Consider the following 20,320-nt stretch of genomic DNA (forward strand, 5'->3'; position numbering starts at 1 on the left):
TCCGCACCACTGACATCACCGGTTCTATCGACTTAGGTGAGGGTGTAGAGATGGTTATGCCAGGTGATAACACCAAGATGACCGTTACCTTAATTCACCCAGTTGCTATGGCTGCTGGTGAGCGCTTCGCTATCCGTGAGGGTGGCCGTACCGTAGGTGCAGGTGTTGTTTCCACCATCATCGAGTAATCTTTTTTAAGATTATTTGTTAGCTAAATTTATTTAGCAAAAGAGCCGTAGGGGCTTTGCTCCTACGGCTTTTTTCGTTTTTATTGCAACAAGCTTTTGCAAGTTGTGCTTTATGTGCAGTTGCACAAAATGCCTAATATTGCGTATCTGTGTGTTAGAATGCATAGTCCTTTAAAGAGCAATAGCGCTTTTAGTTTGACCTAACTCTTATTATTAGATACAGATTAATAGTCAGTGTTGATTTTGCTATTTATATCACGGTCTATTTTATTATTACTAGTTATCTTAATTGAATGTGATGCATGTTGCCTAATGTAATTTTGTAGATGCTAGATTGATCTGATATAGGCAGGATGGTAGGTGCTAAAAGCTAGCAAGTACCGTAATATCTCCCTTATTTGCGGTGCTGATGCGTGCTATAAAAGCTTTGAAAAAAATTAAAAGAAGTCGCATTTAAAAGCTCATGCGATTGTGTTTGTAATTAAAAGAGGTTGTTATGTCTGACATCCAGCATTTAGCTGATAAGAACTTAGCATTAGATTTAGTACGAGTAACTGAAGCTGGTGCTTTGGCGGCTGCTCGCTATTATGGCCGTGGTGATAAGGAGGAGGCCGATGGTGCAGCTGTTGCTGCTATGCGTATTGCCTTCCAGTCAGTACATATTCGTGGTCGTGTAATTATTGGTGAGGGAGAAAAAGATCACGCTCCAATGCTTTTCAATGGTGAAAGTGTTGGCTTTGGCGATGGTCCAGAAATTGATATTGCTGTAGATCCTATTGAGGGTACTAACGCTATTGCTTATGGTCGACCAAATGCTATTTCTGTTATTGGTGCTGCCAGCAAGGGTGGTATGTTTAACCCAGGTCACTCTTTCTATTGCAAAAAGATTGTAGTAGGTAAGGATGCAGCTAACGTAATCGACTTAGATGCTCCAGTGCGTGACAATGTCAATAAGGTTTCCAAGGCAATTGGTAAAAACCCAGGTGAGCTCAACGTCTTCGTATTAGACAAGCCACGTCATGTAGGCTTAATTCAAGAATTACGTTTAGCTGGCGCTCGTGTTCACTTATTTAGTGATGGTGATGTAGCTGGTGCTTTAATGGCAGCTGACCCACGTCACCGCATTGATATGTTAATTGGTATTGGTGGTACTCCAGAGGCTGTAATTACCGCTTGCGCTCTTAAAGGCAGTGGTGCTCAGATGTTGACCCAATTAAATCCATTATCTATTGAAGAGCAGCAGTCAATTGAAGCTGATGGTATTGATATTAAGGCTATTCGTAGCGTAGATGATTTAATTACCACTGATACTTGTTATTTTGCCGCTACTGGTATTTCCGAGGGTGATTTATTACGTGGTGTAGAGTATCGCAATGAGTATGCTGTTACCTCATCTATGACCTCTCGTGGCCGTACTGGTACCCAGCGCTTTATTGAAGCCTGGCATAACCGTAAGAAGCTCTCAACTATGAGCTCTATTATTTACTAATTTGTATTTGTTCTTTAAATCTTCTTAAAGCAGACCCAATAGAACTATGTGGCTATTGGGTTTGTTTTTTTATACATCTAAGCCATATAAGACCATGAATTAGTACATAAAGTTGGTGACTTATTTGGTATTTTTGCGTTAAATTAAAATGATTCCTAAGTATTAATTGATAGAGTATCAAGCACAATAGTACTAGAGCTATCCCTTAATTAATTTTAGCTGTTAACCAGGACGTTAAATATGAGTGCTAATTACACTTTTGATGCTGATTTAGATACGGTATTGCAAGCTGCAAGTAACGAGGAGCTTGCTCCTTTAGTACAGTTTATTAAGGCCAGCTCTTTTAGTGAGAGGCTTACTAGTGATGACTCTTTTGTTCGCTACTATCCAAATCATGCTCGCTATTGTCATGTAATTAGCGCTGAAATTCGTGCCTTTGGTGGACATACTATTGTTAACCTCCTGCGTGGAGGTAAAGGCCCTGATTATCATACTGTGGTAGCTGATGTCTTAAAACACATGAAAATTGACTATCAAGAGGATGATAATATCTTTGAGCTAGAGCGTAAGCTTATTGCCTATGTCATGAAAGATATGTACGGCAAAATGGATAATGAGCAGCGCGAATTAATTGTCTCTGAGGTCAAACAATATCAATCTAACGATGGTGCCCTTGTAGTAAAGGCCTTAGAAAAAGGTGACTTAGCCCAATTAAGTCCCAAGGCTTTATTGCTGCTATCTTCTGTGATTTCTAGCAGTATTGCTAAGATTATGGGTGTCAGCGTTTCTATTAGTAATGCTCTGGGCAGTGCTTTAGGACAATCTGCCAATAAAATTCAAACTTTACTTAATATGTCTGTTGACGTGCTCTATTCCATATTTAACTCTATTTATGAGTTTGGAGGCCCTGCATATAAAGTAACAGTTCCATGTGTCATTCATGTGGCCATGTTAAGAGTAAAGCAGTCATCATGCTTGCTTGAATACCAAAAGCCTTGCGACCCTAACCTCACTCTTGCCCATGCCACCAGCGACGAGCCTTCTCAAGCCCAAGACGAAGCTCCAGGCAACAATCAAGACCATGCCCAGGCCCAGGATCAAACCCAAGGCCAAGAGCAAGGCCAAAACCAAGAGCAAGACCCAAACTTACAAACAAATCCAGCTAAAGGCTCTGACGCTGGCTCAAACAAAAGCTAAGGCTAAGGCCAAGGCCAAGGTTAAGGCTCAACCCCAGGTCTTTATCCATAGTCAAAAACACTGTCAGAGCTAAGAGTCTGCTCTAGCCACATAATTTACCTTTAAATTTAGAGATAGTTGCTGCTGTTGCAGCTGCTGTTGCAGCTGCTGGCGCAGACGCTGCCGCTGCCGCTGCTGCAAGCCCTGGCGCAGCTGCTGGTGCTGGCTCTGGCCTGATACAGGGGTAGGGCTGGTGCTGATGCCCTTTTAGGATAGATATGGGCTGTCTTTGAGGTGATGGCTATGATTTGGGCTTAGGATGGAGGTGGGGTGTCTTGGTAGATGCGATTATGGTATGGAAGTGTCAGAAAAGAAACATTATCTTTAGAGCAAAAAAAAGACGTGTAACAAACACGTCTTTTTTGTTAGTTAGTAATTTATTAAATCTTTAATTAGGCTGCCTTAATGCCACGGTAAGCACGAGGCATAACCTTCTTTTCACGAGCAAACTCAGGACGAGCATTCATAATTTGCTCTAACATTTCGTCATTCATCTTGCTGCGGGTTAAGCCAATTGCTCTGTAGCTAATAAATGGACGAGCTTGCTTAGTAATAACCATTGGAACACGTGAGGTGGTCTCGTCTGGATCGCCTACTACGTTTAAAATGCCAGACTCAACTAAAGAGCGTACGGTAGGCTCTGACTCTGGTAAGTAAAGAACGGACTTACGTTGTAATACAAACTCACGTAATAAAGCACGCTCGGAGAAGTCTAAACCGCTAACAACATTCTTCATAGCGTCTTGCTCTTTCTTTTGACCACGACGGTTTAAGTAAGAGCCGATGAAACTGATAATAGCTTGACTAATGAAATTTGAAAGTTCAACAATTAAAGCTAAGTAGAGATAAGTTCTATTAGCGGCTACTTGATCTGCTAACTCTTGAGAGATAGTTTCTAAAGGAAGAACTAATAATAAAAGAGTTACGCAAAAGAGCCAAAGCATAACGATATTTAAGGTCTTATTAGCAGCAAAAACAGATTGGCTATTTTCCATTTTTCAAACTCCACTTACTTTACTAACTAAAATTTAATTCCCCAATTTGGGGAAATGACGAAATTTTTATTAGTTGAGCAAGCTGTGTGCCAAATGCTCAAAAGCCTTTATCTATCAAGGATAGTAGGGACTTTGCGCTACCTAAATATTAATTAATGTCAATTTCCTGTCAGGAAAATGTCAAGAGAATTTCATCAAAAGCGTTTAAACTATAGTGCATTTTGATAGTGCAAGTATGTTTCAAATCAAGATTTATGATCTAATTGTGCTCTTATTGTGGGCAAATACGGGATCTTTCATGCGCTGCAAAGATATTTAGCTTAAGCTATACAATGTCTTAGGCTTGAGTGTTTAGCTAAGATTTAAGCGCTGAGAATTAGAGCAGCTCGCTCATTATTGCATTATCTATCTTTTATTGGTCTTTTTAATATAAGAGGCTGATAAATGATTAGTTTTGATTTAGGGTAGCAGTTAACTGCTGGTATCTGAATTTTGATTGAGTTGTGTGGCTGTTTAGTCACTATGTTTAGGTTCGCACTTATTTGGGTGCTTTGGTAATGGAGGCGCAGTTTCTTTTAGATTGGGGCTGCGTTTGTAGTTATGAAGAAAATTGTCGCTATTATTAAGCCTTTTAAATTAGATGATGTTCGTGAGGCCTTAAGTGCCAATGGCATTTCAGGCATGACTGTATCAGAGGTTAAGGGCTTTGGACGTCAAAAGGGCCATACTGAACTTTACCGTGGTGCCGAATATGTGGTTGATTTCTTACCAAAGGCAAAAATTGAGTTAGTAGTAAAAGACGAAGATGTAGATGCTTGCATTGAAGCTATTACTAAAGGTGCTCATACTGGTAAGATTGGCGATGGTAAGATTTTCGTATCTTCCATCGAGCGTGTTATTCGTATTCGTACTGGTGAAGAAGGCGAAGACGCTATTTAGTTTTTATATACCTTTCATTATGTATTCTTTGAGGCCCGTTAGCTTATGGTAATTATCTGTTTATGGGCCTTACCTTTTATCTCTTTGCCATCACATTATTAAGAGCACATATTTTTTTACTACCATTAAGTTCCTTTTTGTCTCATTTTAGAGCTGCGAATCGATATAATAGAGCCTAACTTTCTTGTTAAGAATCGTATTTAATAAGATTTGCTTAACCTCTATTTGAGCCGTATTAAGCGGTATGAAAAAGGATAAGTTTGATGTTTAAACTTGCTCTCTTGTCTAAAAGATTTAGCTTAAAGGCTGCTCTTGGTGCCTTAGTTTTAGGAGGCACTATAGTTTTAAGTGGCTGTTCTACTTCACCTCCTAATAATCCCGATAATATCTGCTCAATATTCCAAGAAAAAGATAGCTGGTATGCAGCTGCTCATAAAGTACATAAGAAATATGGCGTGCCTATTAATGTTGCCATGTCAATTATGTATCAAGAGTCTCGTTTTGTAGACGATGCTAAACCTCCAATGAGATGGTTCTTATTCATTCCTTATGGCCGTGGTAGTTCATCTTTTGGCTATGCACAAGCTCAAGATGAGGTCTGGGGTGATTATGTTGATCAAGCAGGCTCTTTCTTTTCTGATCGCGATGACTTTGAGGATTCCTTAGATTTTATTGCTTGGTATATGACTAAGACTAAGAAAACTAATGGTGTACCTTTAACTGACGCTTACAACCAATATTTAAATTATCATGAAGGTTGGGGCGGCTATCGTAATGGTACTTATAAGTCCAAAGCTTGGCTTTTACAGACAGCAAACACCGTTAGTAAAAGAGCCAATACCTACAAGCAGCAATTATTGCGTTGCCAACTTTACTAATATATGAAATTACGCTGCCTATGGTTAGTCGCTTGTGCTAATTTTATAGGGGTAGATTAATAATCTTAAAAAGACTGTTTTATAGTCTTATTTGTTCTAGTCTTTAGCTGTTGAGGTTAGCTGTGCAAAAAGCAGTATTTTTTGATCGCGATGGTGTAATTAATCGTGACTATGGATATGTCGGTACTCTTGAGCGCTTTGAGTTTTTACCAGGAGTATCAGAGGCGTTAGCCGAACTTAAAAAATTAGGCTACATAACTATTTTAGTTACTAATCAGTCAGGAATTGCTCGTGGTCTATATACTGTGGATGATTTTGACACAGTAACTGAGTTTATGCAGGGTCAATTAGATCTAGTTGGTGCTAAGTTTGATGGGGTTTATTTTTGCCCTCATCATCCAAATGCCACAGTAGCTGAGTTTAGATGTGATTGTACTTGCCGTAAGCCAAAGCCAGAGATGTTCTTATGGGCACAAAAAGAGTTTGATATCGACATGGAGCATAGCATTATGGTTGGCGACCATGCTACTGACTTACAAGCTGCACAAGCTGCTAATGTTAAAACTCTCGTGTTAGTAGGTGAGCATATTACATCTGAGCATAAGCTTATGCCACAAGCTTTAGTCTATGAGAACATGCCTCAGTTTGTAGCTGCGCTAAAGAACCAAAGTATTTCATTATAGAGCTTACTTTTACTTAGGATAAGTGGTGGCTGTGCAGCGCAGTGAGCGCAGCTCATTGCTGTGGCTGTGCAGCTAATCGCAGCGCAGTGGTGGCATCGTAGTGCTAATGCGGTAGAGGCGGATGGTGCGGCGCTGTGCTTAAAGTGCTGCCAATCGTCTGTTGTTAGCTGGTCGTATTTTCAAGATAAAAATGTAAATGAGGATATTATGATTAAAGCTAGTAAACTAGCTCTGGTATTAATGAGTTCTTGCTCATTGTTGTTAGCTTCTTGTTCTGGCTATAACTCAACATCAATTCCTAATGTTCCATATTTAAATCTTGATGTACATAAGCAAAGTCATTTGATGACCTCAACTGACCGTGTTTGTGTATTTAATGGTGGCGATATGATCACCGATACTGGAACACGTTATAAGAATTCTGGTCGCTTCATGCAGAAAATCTTAGTTACTACTATGCAGCAATATAATGTTGATGGTGCTATTGATTTATCTTCCTATCCTGCTGAGGATGTCCCTGTAGTTTCTCTTCAAGAAAAAGCACGTGAAAACTACTGTAATGTCATAGCTGTTTCTCGTCCTATTTTCTGGCAAGACTCTCAAATTAGTCCAGGCAATGTCGGTCTTAAGGTTGATATGTACGACACTTCATCCTTAGAACTTATCAACTCTGTAACTTTAAATGCCCGCTCTAAATATATTAGAGATATGTTCTTAAAAACTACTCCTTTACGTCCTGTAATTGAGACTTATGTCGATACTTTATATCGATAAAAAGATAGTTTTTTATCAATAATAGGGCAAGTATGCTCAAAAATATGGCATAAATCATTTAACTTTGTGGGCTGGGATCTGTTTTCTTAATAAGAATTAGTGATCATAAGATTCTTTTGTATTAGAATGAAGTAAAACAGCGAGAGCTGTTTTTCTGTTTAAACAGTTTGGAGAATTTTAAATGAACAAGTTCACTGCCGTTTTAGGTGCAGCTGCTTTAGGTGCTACTTTATTAGCTGGCTGCAACAGCACTTCTTTAGATCAATTAAATGCTAAGGTTGACGCTATTGCTGCTGACGTTGACGCATTAAAGACCCAACAGTCCAAGTTAGCTAACGACGTTGCATTCGTTAAGTCTGACGCAGCTCGTGCTAATGAGCGTTTAGACAACTTAGCTCGTCGCTACAAGAAGTAATATTACTTACTAAGTAGCGCTATTAACCTTTTAGGTTAAAAGCTTTGAACGAAAAAGGGCTTGATCAAGTTTTTGGTCAAGTCCTTTTTGCTTTTTAGCTCCCTCAACCCTCATCGCATCACCGTACCCAAGCCCTGCGTAGCATCCTGCCTAGCAGCGCAGCTGCGCAGCATCGCATTAGCGCAGAACATGCACAACACAATAGCGCAGTGCTAGGTAGCACTCTCTCTGTCATATACACTCAAGCAATAATAGTCCATTCTTTTCATAGCTGTTCTTAAACCATCTTAGGTAAGACCATGTTAAGTAAGGGCTGGGTTAACATCTATTTCTTTCTTAGGTGCATAAATATGCCCGAGCGGAGCTATTTTAGATCTTGCCTAAGGTCAATATTATTAATATGATTTTGAGACCTAGAATACAATATATTTATAGTAATCTTCATTGTATGTTATAAAAAACTATATAATAGTTATATTCATAACTTAATAGCCTATAGGGTGTAACAGCAAGGCCTTTGTTTGGGCTTAGGAAAAAGGAGCTGGCATGAATAGCAATAGTAAAGTAGTAACAGGTCTCTCTTTATATATGTCTAATAATATGGAGACCTTAGGTGATATTTGTGCTTTGATGATGTCAGAATATCCTTTGCCAGATCCTTTATCACATGAAAAGATTGTGGTTATGAATTTAGGCATGGAGACCTTTTTATCACAGCGCTTAGCAATGCAAAATAATATTGTCTCATTGTGCGACTATCGACAAGTGTGGCAAATTATTTATGATACTCACCGCCTTTTACATCCTAGTGCTCCAAAGCAAGACCTCTATGATCGTGAGCATATTACTTGGAATATCTTCTCTCAAATTAAGCTTTGGTCTGAGCAAAGTGTAGATAGCACCAAACAGTACAATATTTATCAGCGATTACAGCAATATTTGGAAGATGATAATTTTGGCGATAAGGCTTATGAGCTGTCTGCCAAAATTGCCGATACTTTGGATCAGTACCAAATGTATCGTCCACGCTGGATTTTAGCTTGGAACAAAATTCCTTTAAGTGCTTTTGATGACTATGAGAAAGACCCAGAGAATCCTGCTAATCCTATCAATAAATTTATTGAGAAGGAGTGTCGCCGTTTTGTTCGTGAAAAGAGTGGTTTTAATGAGGCTAAGAGACGCTTTAAGTCTAATGGCATTAAAGACTTAGATTTAATTAGCTCACAAGAGGCTATAGCCACTGATGATAGTGACGTTTTTGCTCAGAGAATTAGTAAAGAGCGTGTAGAGCTAATTAAAAATTTATTTAAAAATAACATTTGGCAAATTAAGTTATGGTGTATGTTGCGCTATAACTTAAACCTCTTATCTTCAGACGACATTGGCTTTAATGATCAAAGCTCTCCTGAGTTTATTTGGTTATTAGAGCACTTAGATCGTTCTCAAGTTATGGATAGCTTGATTAAAGAGCTTAAAACTAACCAAAATTTACCTAAGCTTTTTGACCGTGTCTTTGTCTTTGGTGTGAGCTCTCTACCTCGTGTAGTTATCGAATTTTTAGATGCTTTAGCCTTGCATTGTAGTGTCAATGTAATGCTTTTAAACCCTTGTTCTGAGTATTGGGCTGATATTGCACCACGTCACCGCCAAGACTTTAATGAGTATGTCAAATTAATCCAAGCTTCAACCAAGAGCATTCACGAGGTAAAACTTAAGACTAAAAAGAAGTACCTTCAAGTCAGTGCGCAAAACCTTTCTATTAATGATTATGATGACGCAGGTGAACGTGTAGAGGGTAATCCATTGCTGCTCTCTTATGGTCAGCAAGGTAGAGACAATCTCTATATGTTCTTTGACCGTGATCCTGTGCCAGATAATATTTCCTGCTTTAGTGAGCCTGATGTAGCTCAGGAGTTTGAGAGCTCTTATGATGAAGTTAATGGCCAAGTTATTGAAACTATTAGCGGTGGTTCTTTATTAGCTTTCTTACAAAAGCAGCTGTTAAATTTAGAGCAAAACAAGTGTCGTTATTTAATTAATAAAGACGATCGCTCTTTTTCTATTCACTCTTGCCACACCAAACGTCGTGAGGTTGAAATTCTTCATGATGCTATTTTAGAGCGTTTTAATTTAGCCAAAATTAATAACGAAAAGCTCTATCCTCGAGACATTGTTGTGATGGTGCCAACCATTAATGACTATGCACCACATATTAGTGCTGTGTTTGGTGGCTCATATAAACAGGGCAGCAGTGACTTTATTCCTTTTGTTATTTCAGATCGTACTGAGACTGAGGCTAATCCTATTTGCCAAGCGCTACTAATGCTCTTAGATATTGGTACTACTAGAATTACTTCATCTTTAGTCATTAATTTGCTCTCAGAAAATGCTATTAGTTCCCGCTTTAACTTATCGCAAAAAGAAGTAGCGGTTATTGCCCAATGGTTAAATAGCAGCAATATTTACTGGGGCCTTGATGATGAGGATACCCAAGAGGTAGCGCAAATTAATATTCCTGGCTCCTTTGCTCAAGGCATGGATCGTATGGTTCTAGGCTCTATGTTAGGCGACAGTAAAAGCATGCCTTGCTATAGTGAAATTGAGGGCTTTGATGCTAAGACCTTAGGTAATTTCTGGGACTTCTTACAGGCTTTAAGAGAACTAAGACAAGAATTTACTCCAGAGCTTTCTCTTACTCCATCAGGCTGGGCACAACGTTTAAGCCAAAAGCTTACTTACCGCTTCTTTGAGGATAATGTTGAGACTGATAATGCTTTGAGTGTGGTCTATAACATTATTGAAAATCTTAAGACCATTTTCGGTCATATTGAGCATAAACCAAGTATCAACTTGCCAGTGTTCTCTGCTACCTTACGCCAAGGATTGACTGCCCAGCGTAACTATCAGCCTTTCTTAAAAGATAAGGTAAATTTCTGCTCCTTGGTACCAATGCGTGCTGTACCTTTTAAGCATGTCTTTATCTTAGGCTTAAATGATATAGATTTCCCTCGTGAGGAGCGTTCTCCTGGCTTTAACTTAATGAGCAGTCGTGATTTATTTGAGCGTGGTGATCGCTCCCGTGGCATTGATGATCGTTACCTCTTCTTAGAGGCTATTCTATCTGCCCGTAGCTCATTATATTTGTCTTATATTGGTCAAAGCCCAATTGATAAGACTACCTTAAACCCATCAGTAGTGTTAGATGACTTGATTTACTATTTATCTGATTGCTGTACGGTAGAAGGTCACGAACTAGACATCAAGAGCCAAAACCAAAAAGCTGTTTTAGATCGTATTTTAGTTAAAGAGTACCTAAACAGTTATAACGTCAGCAATTATACGGTTAATAACGATCAGCAAATAACCGATGCTATGCCTTGTGTGCCAAGCTTTAAAAAGAGCTATATCTTGCTTGATAACTCAAATAAACGCCCAGCTTCTATCTTAGGTGCGGGCGCATTCTACCAAGATTTTTCTAACAAGCTTACTTATGAGCTTACTTTAAACAAGCTCTTTAACTTTATAAAAGCTCCAAGTAAGGATTTCTTAAAAGACGTTCTTAATATTAACCTTGATATCACCGAAAATGCTCAACTCAAAGAAGATGAGATGTTTACTTTCAATGATTATCAAATCAATAAATTTGTTAATGATTTGATTAATCTTATGCCTCAAGAAAGAGAGGTTTATTTAGAACAGTCATCCTTATTAGGTAAGCTTCCTTACGGCATTTTTAAAGACAATTTAGTCGAGCAATTACAAAATACAACTAACACTATAGCTAACACTTTAAAGGAGAACTTTAACATTGACAGCTATAGTCAAGTAGGCGTGCTTGACTGTCAGATTAGGACTTTTAAGGTTTACATTCCTAAAAGTTATTTTGCTGAGAATGCCTCTATTGATGTTTTAAGTTTAGCTGAGCAAAACCTTCAGGGAGCTATTGGTACAAGCGAGGAAAACTACTGTTTTGAAGTAGCCCTACAAGGCCAAGCTCATACCAAAACAGTATGCTTAGATTGTTTCCATGAAATTAAATCAGCTAAATCTGGGTTTCAAAATATTAAGCTTGCTTTTGCTGCTCTACAAGAGGCTATTGGCCAATATTTGTATGATGGCGGACTCAAGGAAATTTCTTGTGTAGATAAAACTGGCTCGATATTAAGGTTAACAGAATATAGTAAGGATGAGCTTGAAACTATTATTTATGTGCTCTTGATTTATTACCTTTTAGGTAGGGGCTCTCCTATGCCTATCTTTAATGAAGCCTTATCCAATATTACTATCGATGATGAGGGTAATGTGGGGATTACAAAAGATTCATTTAGGAATGCAGACTCTTTATTGTTTTCAGGTTTAGAGGCTGTTATTCAGAATCAACGTCTTAGTCACATAGTCTATGATTATCGGGATTTTTACAGCAACTTCATTAATGCTCATTTAAATAGAGAATAGTGAACCATCCATAATCGCCAAATTTTAAAAGGCGGTTATCTCTATGTTCTGACATGGCATGTCAGTGGTTTATTTGTCAGTTTGGTTTTACGGAAAAGTAGCATCATGCAAAAGAACAATAAAAGTAAGGTTTCAAAGACTCTTAATGTCATGACCTTTAATATGGCACAGCCTTCTTTAATTGAGGCTAGTGCTGGAACTGGCAAAACTTATACTATTACCAATTTGGTATTAAGAGCTTTACTAGGTGTAGGCAAAAAAGAGTATTGCTTAGATCGTCCTTTAGAGATTGACGAGTTTTTAATTGTAACTTTTACTAATGCAGCTACCTCTGACTTAAAGGCTCGTATTTACGAGCGTATTAGAGCTGCTCGTTCTTGCATTGAGGAATTTGTTAATTTTGTAGTTAACTATCTTCATTGCGGAGCTGATTTTAGTAATGATGGTTTGGTTAAAAACCCTGCCAAGGTTAAAGAAAAGGTGCTCCTTAAGATTAAGGATAAAGAGGGGCAAGATGTTTCTTTGGTTAGCTATAAAGACTATAGCGAGCAAGAGCTACAAGAGCTATTGTTAGAAATTAATGTTGAAGCTGCTTTAGAGAAAATTGGCGTTAAAGACCAAGTGTTTTTAGAGATCATCAAAGATCTGCTTGAGCGTAATATTGTGCCTTTACGTCAAGCTGCCTTAATCTTAGTACGTGCTGAGCGTAAGATTAACCAAGCTTCTATTAGTACTATTCACTCATTTTGTAATAGCACTCTCACTCAAGTTTATGCTTTAGAGTCAGGAGAAGCTTTTAATACTGAGCTTAAAACTGACCTTAGAGATATTGAGCATGAGGCATACTATCAAGTCTGGAGACGCTTGTTTTATCAAGAGTCCAGCTCTAATTTATTGCTAGAGCAATTAAACACCAGTACTCCAGAATCTTTACAAAGCTTAATCAGTCAAATTCGTAGCGTACGACTCTCATCTGATGAGATGGGGTTTTATGGCTTTGACCTTTATGAGTTTAAAAACTTCTTAGAGCAAAATGGCTTTGCTATTGATCTTTCTAAGGACTTAGAGCCACAGATCTATTCTTACCTTGAGTTTCTCACTCAGCAAAGCGATGAGATGATCAAGCGTGCTATTGATTTTTATCAGAAGTTTAACGAGCAAGACTTAGCCAAGTTTTATGACGCTAATACTAAATTGCCTGTCAACATTGATAATAAAGAAGGTAAGTTTGCGCTCATTAAAGATGGCAAAGATGCTTTATCGCTAATTTATGATTTTTTAATTTCTGTTAAAAACCTAATGAAAGTAGACTCTAATGAACCAGAGTCCTCAATTAAAACTCTTAAAAATGAGATTGTTAGCTTATATTCAAATTTAATATCAAACACTAAGTATGACAGTAGCACATATGTATCTAAAAATGTTGTAAACAAGCAACCTAAAAATCTGCATCAGTTTAGAGAGTGTATCCGTCCTATTGTTGATTATGTAATTAGTGAAAAAGAGGTAAATAAGTTCGGACAAATTTTAAACAACTCCTCTAAGATTTTAAGGACTTGTGTTGCCATCTTAATGATTAAAGAGGTGGATGCTAAGTGTAAAGAGTTGCATGTCATGAGTAATGATGATGTGCTGCTACGTCTTGACTATGCTTTAAATGAACGTGGCCATTTGGGTGATAACCTAGCTTGGGCTATTAGAGCTCGTTATCCTTTAGCCATGATTGACGAGTTCCAAGATACTGATCCAGTACAGTTCAATATCTTTAAAAAGATTTACCTCAACGATGAGGCTATCAAGCAGCAGGCTTATTGTTATCTGATTGGTGATCCAAAGCAGTCTATCTACGCTTTTCGTGGCTCTGATATTAACTCTTATTTAAAGGCTAAAAATATCATTGTAGAGCTAACTAAGGGTAAAGGTTTTTATACTTTAGATACCAATTACCGCTCTTCTGTTGATGTGGTACAAGCTACTAATGCTATTTTTGATACCACCTTAAATCCTCACAACTACAACCCATTTAATGAGGCTGATATTCCTTTTGCTCCTGTATTATCTGGTAAGGGTAAGCAATTAGAGAGCAAGATTAAGGGCAGTAAAGACAATACTCTACTAGAGCGTGACTTTGTTTTAGAGGGGCTAGAGCAATACCTTGAAAGTGCCCCTGAGGTAGATAGGTCTTTAGGTAAGCTTAACTTCAAGGGTAATGCTAATACTTATGTAGTTAAAGTGGGAGACAGCTTTAAAGGAAAGACTGAGATCCATAAAGCTTATGCTGAGGCAACTGCTTTATTAGTAAAGCAAATCCTATCTCAAGGCTTTATTATCAAAGATAAGGTCAAGGTTCCTGTGTCATCAGGAGATATTGCTATTTTAGTGGCTAATGTATCTGAGAATAATGCCATTCAAAGTGAGCTGTGGAAATTACAAATTCCAAGTGTGTATTTTTCTGATAAATCATCTGTTTTAACTACTGCTACCGATGGCAACAATTCAAAACCATCAAATGAGGCTATTGAAATTAGATATTTGATGGAGGCTATGTGCGATTGCACTAATGTTAAAAAGATAAGCCGTCTGCTTGCTTGTCGTATGTTGGCATTAAATAGTGAGGAGTTTACTCAATTTACCTCAACCGAAGGTATTGAAAAAGAGGTGCAAATTCTTTCTAGTTGTGCTCGCACCTGGGAGGAGTATGGCTTTTTACCTGCATTCTTCCAATGGGCTAGTGATCCTTACCATAATGTTGAAGCTCGCTTATTAGAGTTAAAGGATGGCGAAAGAGCCTATACCAACTATTGTCATATCAGTGAAATAGTGCAAAGAATCCATGCCCAAAAGCAAGGTAATCAGACCCAGATGCACTGGTATAACAATTTGTTGGAAAACTCCTTGGAAGACGTTGAGCAAGATCAGCTCAAAAAGCGTTTAGAGTCTGAGCATGATCAGGTAAAGATCTTAACCATTCATAAGTCTAAGGGCTTAGAGTTTCCTATTGTGTTCATGCCATTTTTATGGAGCACTAAAGGTAGTTCTTCTAACAGCACAACAGATAATTTTGCCAAATATTATGCTCAAGAGCCTTACGATCACATTGTGATCGACTTTGATAGTAATCGCTCATTATCTTTTAATGTAACACTGCCTATAGTAGATAGTGAGGGCAACTATACTGGTAAAAGTGATGGTGTGACCCAAGTAGAAACAGCAAAAGAGCTACAAGATATTAATAATAGTAAGGAGCAGACCCGTCTTACTTATGTAGCTTTAACACGTGCTCGTTATGCTAACTTCTTATTTATTGGAGCCAATAAAATAAATAGAGGAGGTAAGGTAACATCATTGGTGACTATGCAGGCTAGTCATGAGCTGCAGAATGTTATGGATGAAAGCTATAACATCAAAAAGAGCTTAAAGCTTGATTCTAATGATCCAAGTGAATTTATTAGTGCTATTAGTGAGCACCCAGAGCTCTTTACCATACTTAATTTTGAGCCTTTATTTAGCCAAGAGGAACAAGACTCTGATATGGATGAGGTTCAAAAAGAGTTTGAGCCTTTGCCTTTTAGTATGAGTGATGACGAGCTGGGTGTTTATGATCGTCGTTCAGCAAATATTTCCAGTTATCCAAAAGATAAGCCTATACCTACTTTTGCTCAGTCGTTTTTATATAAAAATGCCATTGATAGACATTTTAATATTATCTCGTACTCTAGCTTAACTGATGGAAGCAAGACCATTTCTAAGTATCGCGAGACCAGCGCAGAAGATGCTGATCTCTTAGATAAGGCTAGTGTAGATGACGCTTTAGTAAGCCAAAGCATTGAGCTTGATGACGGCCAATTACCAAATGAGTTGTCGGGCAAAAATGTTCTGGGCGGGCGCAATATAGCGAATATTCCTTTATTTGCAGGTGCAGGTAACAACGTTGGTACTCATTTACTAAATAAAGAGCCTAGTGCTGTCCTTAAAGAACAAGAGAACCCTCAGTGCTCTTGGTCATATCAAATGCAAAGTAATTGGAATAGTAATTGTTATTACGTGCAGGATTTTACTGTTGCTAAATGGGTAGATAGCTCTAAAAAGATTTGTTATACCTTCCCTCGTGGTGCCAATGCTGGTACCTGTATGCACGATATCTTAGAGCATATTGATTTTGAAAAAATCAAGGTTGAAGGTTTTAAGAATTATCTTTTAGACACTGTAATGACTCAGGTAGTTGATAACTCACGATATAGTTCATTAATTAGGGCTATTGGCCGTGATCGTGAAAATAACAAGAGCTTATTGGCAGAATGGTTTAATGATGTTTTAGAGGCACCAATCATTGCAGGTAAACATCATTGCTTTGCTTTATCGGACTTAAAAGAGCTTTCTTATGAGCCTGAAATGAAGTTTTTAATGTCCAATGAGCGTTTTAAAACTTCACAACTTGATGTCATTTGCCGTAAGGTGGCCAGAGATTTACTGCCGCCTGATTATCAAGATTATGTAGATTCTTTGACTTTAACGGAAGACGAACTGGTAGGTTATATTACTGGTTCTATAGACTTAGCTTGTCGCTTTGACTTAAATGATTCACTACAGCTAAGAGAGCGCAGCGATGTGGCCAGAATGTTACCAGAGCAAACAGCTCAAGAGGTTGCTAATAATATTAGCTCTTTAAAAACTCATCGCCTAACTAAGAATTCTAAGTTAGACAAATACGATCCTGAACTTTTTGCTAATGCTTCTTTTGATAAGGTAGCTGCTTTAAGAAAAGAGCAAGAGGGCAGCAATGTTAAGTATTACGTTATTGACTATAAGTCTAATTACTTAGGTTCCAACGATAGTGATTACGATGAGAAGCATATGCTAAGTGCTATTTACGGCCATCGTTATGATGTGCAATTTATGATTTATACCTTAGCTTTATATCGCCACTTAAAGCGTCGTTTTGCAATTCCTTTTGATGCTACTTATGAAGAGTTAGAGGCTTTTTATAATCAACATGTTGGCGGTGCTGTTTATTTATTCTTAAGAGGCATGAAAGCCAATTACAATCGAGATCGAGTCTCTTCTGGAGTATTTGCTATTAAGCTCGATTTTGAAGTGGTTTACCAGTTAGACGTGCTCTTTACTGTTGGTATTGATGAGAACTAGCGAAGGGTTGAGAGTTAAAGATGAAAGAACAAGAAAATTTGGATCTTAGCAAAATTGACGTTGATGCCTATTTTAAGGAGCGTCAATTATCTGAAGTTTTTGGCTCGAGCAATGAGGACTCTTTTGCTCAAACTAATGACTTCAATCCTTCCTATGATTCCGAGGAAATGAATAACTTTAGCTATAGTGAATCTTATGATCCCTATGGCTCATATATTAGCAATGCCCCAGAGCTAGAGAGCTCCGATAGTCCAGAGAGTGGCTCCAACAATAAAGCTGTTAATGAGCTACTTAACTACTATCAGCAAAAAGAATTTGCTTTAAAAAATGATCTCTATTTTACTGAGGATGAGCCTGATTTAATGGAGCAGGCGCTTGAGGAAAACGATAGTGCCACTAACTTAGTTAGCACAAAAAATCATGCTCCGCTTAAGGCTAAGATTACATTAGATAGCTCTAATGAGTTCAAAGATGAGATCCGTTTTTACTTAGCTTGTGATTGTTATAGCCCCAAGGAGATTTATGGCGATGACAGTTACTTCAAAGAAGTAAGTGAATCTCCTTTAGTCAGTTATCATGATAACTTTGAATTTCTTCAAATTAAGAATAAGAATTTGTTACAAAGTGCTTACCACTGTGAGTATATACAGAGCCGAGATGTAGCTTTTATTGATTATTTACAAAGACACTTTCCTTTAGCTAACGATTACGAGCAACAGGTATTTAACTTAGTGCTATTGTCTTTGTTCTCTCATATGGAAGAGGGTGATATCTGTATAAACTTAAGTTCCTTACAAGATATCTACGACACCATTGAACAGTGGGATATTAAGTTAGAGGAATTAAACAAGCGTGATGAAGAGTGCCAAGATTTAAGAGAGTTGCTTTTGCTTTCTAAGTACTATACCCCTGATAGCAAAGAAACTTTATTCAAAATTTTGCATAGAGCAATTGCTGTAGGTGGTAAAGAAGAGAGTAATTCGCCTTTAGTGTTTGATCTTAATAGATTGTACTTAAGACGTTACTATAACTATGAAGTGGAAGTTGCTAATTACATTACCCAAATTGCTAATATCGATTTAAGCTCAGATAATTTGGAGCAATTACGCAAACTTATCGGCCTATTATTCGTGCAAGATGAGGTTGATGGGGATCTTAATTGGCAAAAGGTAGCAGCCTCTATGGCTAGCACTTCAAAGTTTACTGTAATTTCTGGTGGCCCAGGTACAGGCAAAACTACTACCGTATTGCGCATTATCCTTATGCTCATTTGCTTGGATGTTAACAAATCACATATTCTTTTATGTGCACCTACTGGAAAGGCTGCTGCTCGTATGAGCGAGTCTATTTTAATGCAGCTTAAAGATGAGCAAACTAAAATTACTATTGAGAAGCTCAGTCAGAATTTTGGTATCAGTGCAGAAAAGATTAAGTCTTTAATTCCAACGGAAGCTGTCACTGTTCATTCTTTAATTAAGACTGTACCGAATAAGGCTACCCCTATTTACAACAAGGATAATAGATTAATTTGCGATGTAGTGGTGGTAGATGAAGTGTCCATGTTGGATTTAGCTTTATTTGCCAAGCTCATTAATGCTATGCCAGATAACTGTAAGCTTATCTTGTTAGGTGATAAAGACCAGTTATCCTCAGTAGAGGCAGGATCAGTATTATCCGACTTATGCTACAAGCTTAACTTAAGTACAGATAATCGCATTAGTCAACAGAGCCTTGAAAATATTGAGGCTATTAGTGGTTACAGCGCTAAGAGACTGCTATCTGGAAAGATAGCCAATCATGTTGCTTTACTGCAATTTAGCTATCGCTCTAAAGATGTACCTCAAATTGGTAAATTAGCTAAATTAGTAAATGAGCCTTTTTCCTCACTAGAGGAGCAGCAACAAGCTGAGCTGCAAGCTCAAGTAACTGAAAACATTGATTCGTATTTAACTAAAAAGCAGCTGCAAAGAGTTGCCGAAGATCTCGAATCTATGTCTGGTGATAGTAACAAGGCTGATGATAAAGTAGCCCTTAAGACCCAACAAGTAATGGACGAGTTTGCGCAAGATCAAAAGCAAGCAATTAGCTTGAATTTATTTGAGGACTTTATGCTCTCAAGACGTAAGAGTGCTCAAAGCTATCTTGCCAATAGTGAAGATCTTGCAGAAAAGTACTGTATCAATTTTGCTAAAAGCTGTGTAGAACGTGGTCGTAAGGACAACTATGCTCCATTTTTAGAATATCTTGCTGCTAAGAAGTTTACTTTAAGCACTGATCCTAAAGAATTAGAGCATGTCTTTAAGCTTATGGATTTGTTTAGAGTTTTATGTTCTAACCACAATGGTGAGTTTGGCGATCAAAAGATTAATGAGCTTATTGAGCAAGAGGTATGTCGTACTTACCTTAAAAGATTAATCCCAGCCAAACAAGAAAGCTTCTTTCCTGGAAAAATTGTTTTAATTACAGCCAATGATAAAGATCAGGGCTTCGTAAATGGTTATGTAGGCTTTTGCGCATACATAGATGACGGGCAAGAGGTTAAGGATCGTAGCTTAAAGGTAATTATTCCAAAGGGTATTGAAGAGGTAGATGGTCAAAGTATTATGACTTTTAACATCAAGAGCACCATGATGTTAAATAATTATGACTCTGGCTTTGCCATGTCCATCCATAAGTCTCAAGGCTCTGAGTACGATAAAGTAAGTATTTTGCTTTCTAAGAATGCCAATAGAGTACTCAATAAAGAGTTGCTTTATACAGGTATTACTAGAGCTAAAAAGCAAGTAGAAGTATTAGGTACTAAAGCATCATTATCTTGTGCCTTAGCTAACTCAGTACAAAGGCGAAGTGGTTTAGTTGAACGTCTAAATTAATTTTTTGTTACAGCCATCTGCTAAATTTAGCAGATGGCTTTTTCTTATTTCATTATTTTTGTGCAATAAAAAGTATTTTATGGTAATAAAACCATATTTAAACAATATTGCACTTAAAATAAATTTCCACCTGTACGGACGACGAATTCACTTTTCAAGCCGTAATTAACAAAAAAAGTGTGTTTTGTCAAGCCATTGTAGATATAGCGTAGAGAGCTATGACTATGCTGCCATTAGATCTACTTCATTG

Annotated in this window: 11 protein-coding genes and 2 pseudogenes; 12 read left to right on the forward strand and 1 reads right to left on the reverse strand. The window is 37.8% G+C overall.

Going from position 1 to position 20,320, the window contains the following annotated elements; genetic code table 11:
• The 3 genes and pseudogenes from tuf to MXE38_RS09765 form a co-directional block, all read left to right on the forward strand.
• Window positions 1-188, forward strand: a pseudogene (tuf, locus tag MXE38_RS09755) (elongation factor Tu); the annotation flags it as partial.
• 496 nt (window positions 189-684) lie between these two features.
• Window positions 685-1,677, forward strand: coding sequence for a class II fructose-bisphosphatase (gene glpX, locus MXE38_RS09760; RefSeq protein ID WP_246914311.1), 993 nt, complete (start codon window positions 685-687; stop codon window positions 1,675-1,677).
• A gap of 240 nt (window positions 1,678-1,917) precedes the next feature.
• Window positions 1,918-2,874, forward strand: a complete 957-nt coding sequence (locus MXE38_RS09765; RefSeq protein WP_246914313.1) for a hypothetical protein — start codon at window positions 1,918-1,920, stop codon at window positions 2,872-2,874.
• A 431-nt stretch (window positions 2,875-3,305) separates the two neighbouring features.
• Here MXE38_RS09765 and MXE38_RS09770 read toward each other — a convergent pair whose 3' ends face one another.
• The gene (locus MXE38_RS09770) at window positions 3,306-3,908 is read right to left on the reverse strand and encodes a super-infection exclusion protein B (RefSeq protein ID WP_246914315.1); all 603 of its coding nucleotides are present in this window, start codon (window positions 3,906-3,908) and stop codon (window positions 3,306-3,308) included.
• Between the two features lie 600 nt (window positions 3,909-4,508).
• Between MXE38_RS09770 and MXE38_RS09775 the strand changes: the two genes are divergently transcribed.
• From MXE38_RS09775 to MXE38_RS09815, 9 genes and pseudogenes are all read left to right on the forward strand, one after another.
• Window positions 4,509-4,847, forward strand: a complete 339-nt coding sequence (locus tag MXE38_RS09775; RefSeq protein ID WP_246914317.1) for a P-II family nitrogen regulator — start codon at window positions 4,509-4,511, stop codon at window positions 4,845-4,847.
• Between the two features lie 263 nt (window positions 4,848-5,110).
• A complete protein-coding gene (locus tag MXE38_RS09780) occupies window positions 5,111-5,725 on the forward strand; it encodes a transglycosylase SLT domain-containing protein (RefSeq protein WP_246914319.1) in 615 nt (204 codons plus the stop codon).
• Window positions 5,726-5,847: 122 nt separating this feature from the next.
• Window positions 5,848-6,408, forward strand: a complete 561-nt coding sequence (gene gmhB, locus MXE38_RS09785) for a D-glycero-beta-D-manno-heptose 1,7-bisphosphate 7-phosphatase (protein ID WP_246914321.1) — start codon at window positions 5,848-5,850, stop codon at window positions 6,406-6,408.
• A gap of 60 nt (window positions 6,409-6,468) precedes the next feature.
• Window positions 6,469-7,182 carry a hypothetical protein gene (locus tag MXE38_RS09790; protein ID WP_246914323.1) on the forward strand — a complete coding sequence of 238 codons (714 nt, stop codon included), beginning with the start codon at window positions 6,469-6,471 and terminating at the stop codon, window positions 7,180-7,182.
• 181 nt (window positions 7,183-7,363) lie between these two features.
• Entirely contained in the window at window positions 7,364-7,597 is a 234-nt protein-coding gene (locus tag MXE38_RS09795) for an LPP leucine zipper domain-containing protein (protein ID WP_246914325.1), read from the forward strand.
• Between the two features lie 546 nt (window positions 7,598-8,143).
• A complete protein-coding gene (recC, locus tag MXE38_RS09800; protein ID WP_246914326.1) occupies window positions 8,144-12,052 on the forward strand; it encodes an exodeoxyribonuclease V subunit gamma in 3,909 nt (1,302 codons plus the stop codon).
• Window positions 12,053-12,202: 150 nt separating this feature from the next.
• A pseudogene (locus MXE38_RS09805) lies at window positions 12,203-13,933 on the forward strand (UvrD-helicase domain-containing protein); the annotation flags it as partial.
• Between the two features lie 714 nt (window positions 13,934-14,647).
• Window positions 14,648-17,197, forward strand: a complete 2,550-nt coding sequence (locus MXE38_RS09810) for a 3'-5' exonuclease (RefSeq protein ID WP_281503195.1) — start codon at window positions 14,648-14,650, stop codon at window positions 17,195-17,197.
• A 20-nt stretch (window positions 17,198-17,217) separates the two neighbouring features.
• Window positions 17,218-20,070: an AAA family ATPase gene (locus MXE38_RS09815; protein ID WP_246914327.1), complete on the forward strand. Its 2,853-nt coding sequence runs from the start codon at window positions 17,218-17,220 to the stop codon at window positions 20,068-20,070.
• Window positions 20,071-20,320 lie beyond the last annotated feature (250 nt).

Origin of the sequence: Anaerobiospirillum sp. NML120448 (genome assembly GCF_023050945.1) — a bacterium.
Lineage (GTDB): Bacteria > Pseudomonadota > Gammaproteobacteria > Enterobacterales > Succinivibrionaceae > Anaerobiospirillum.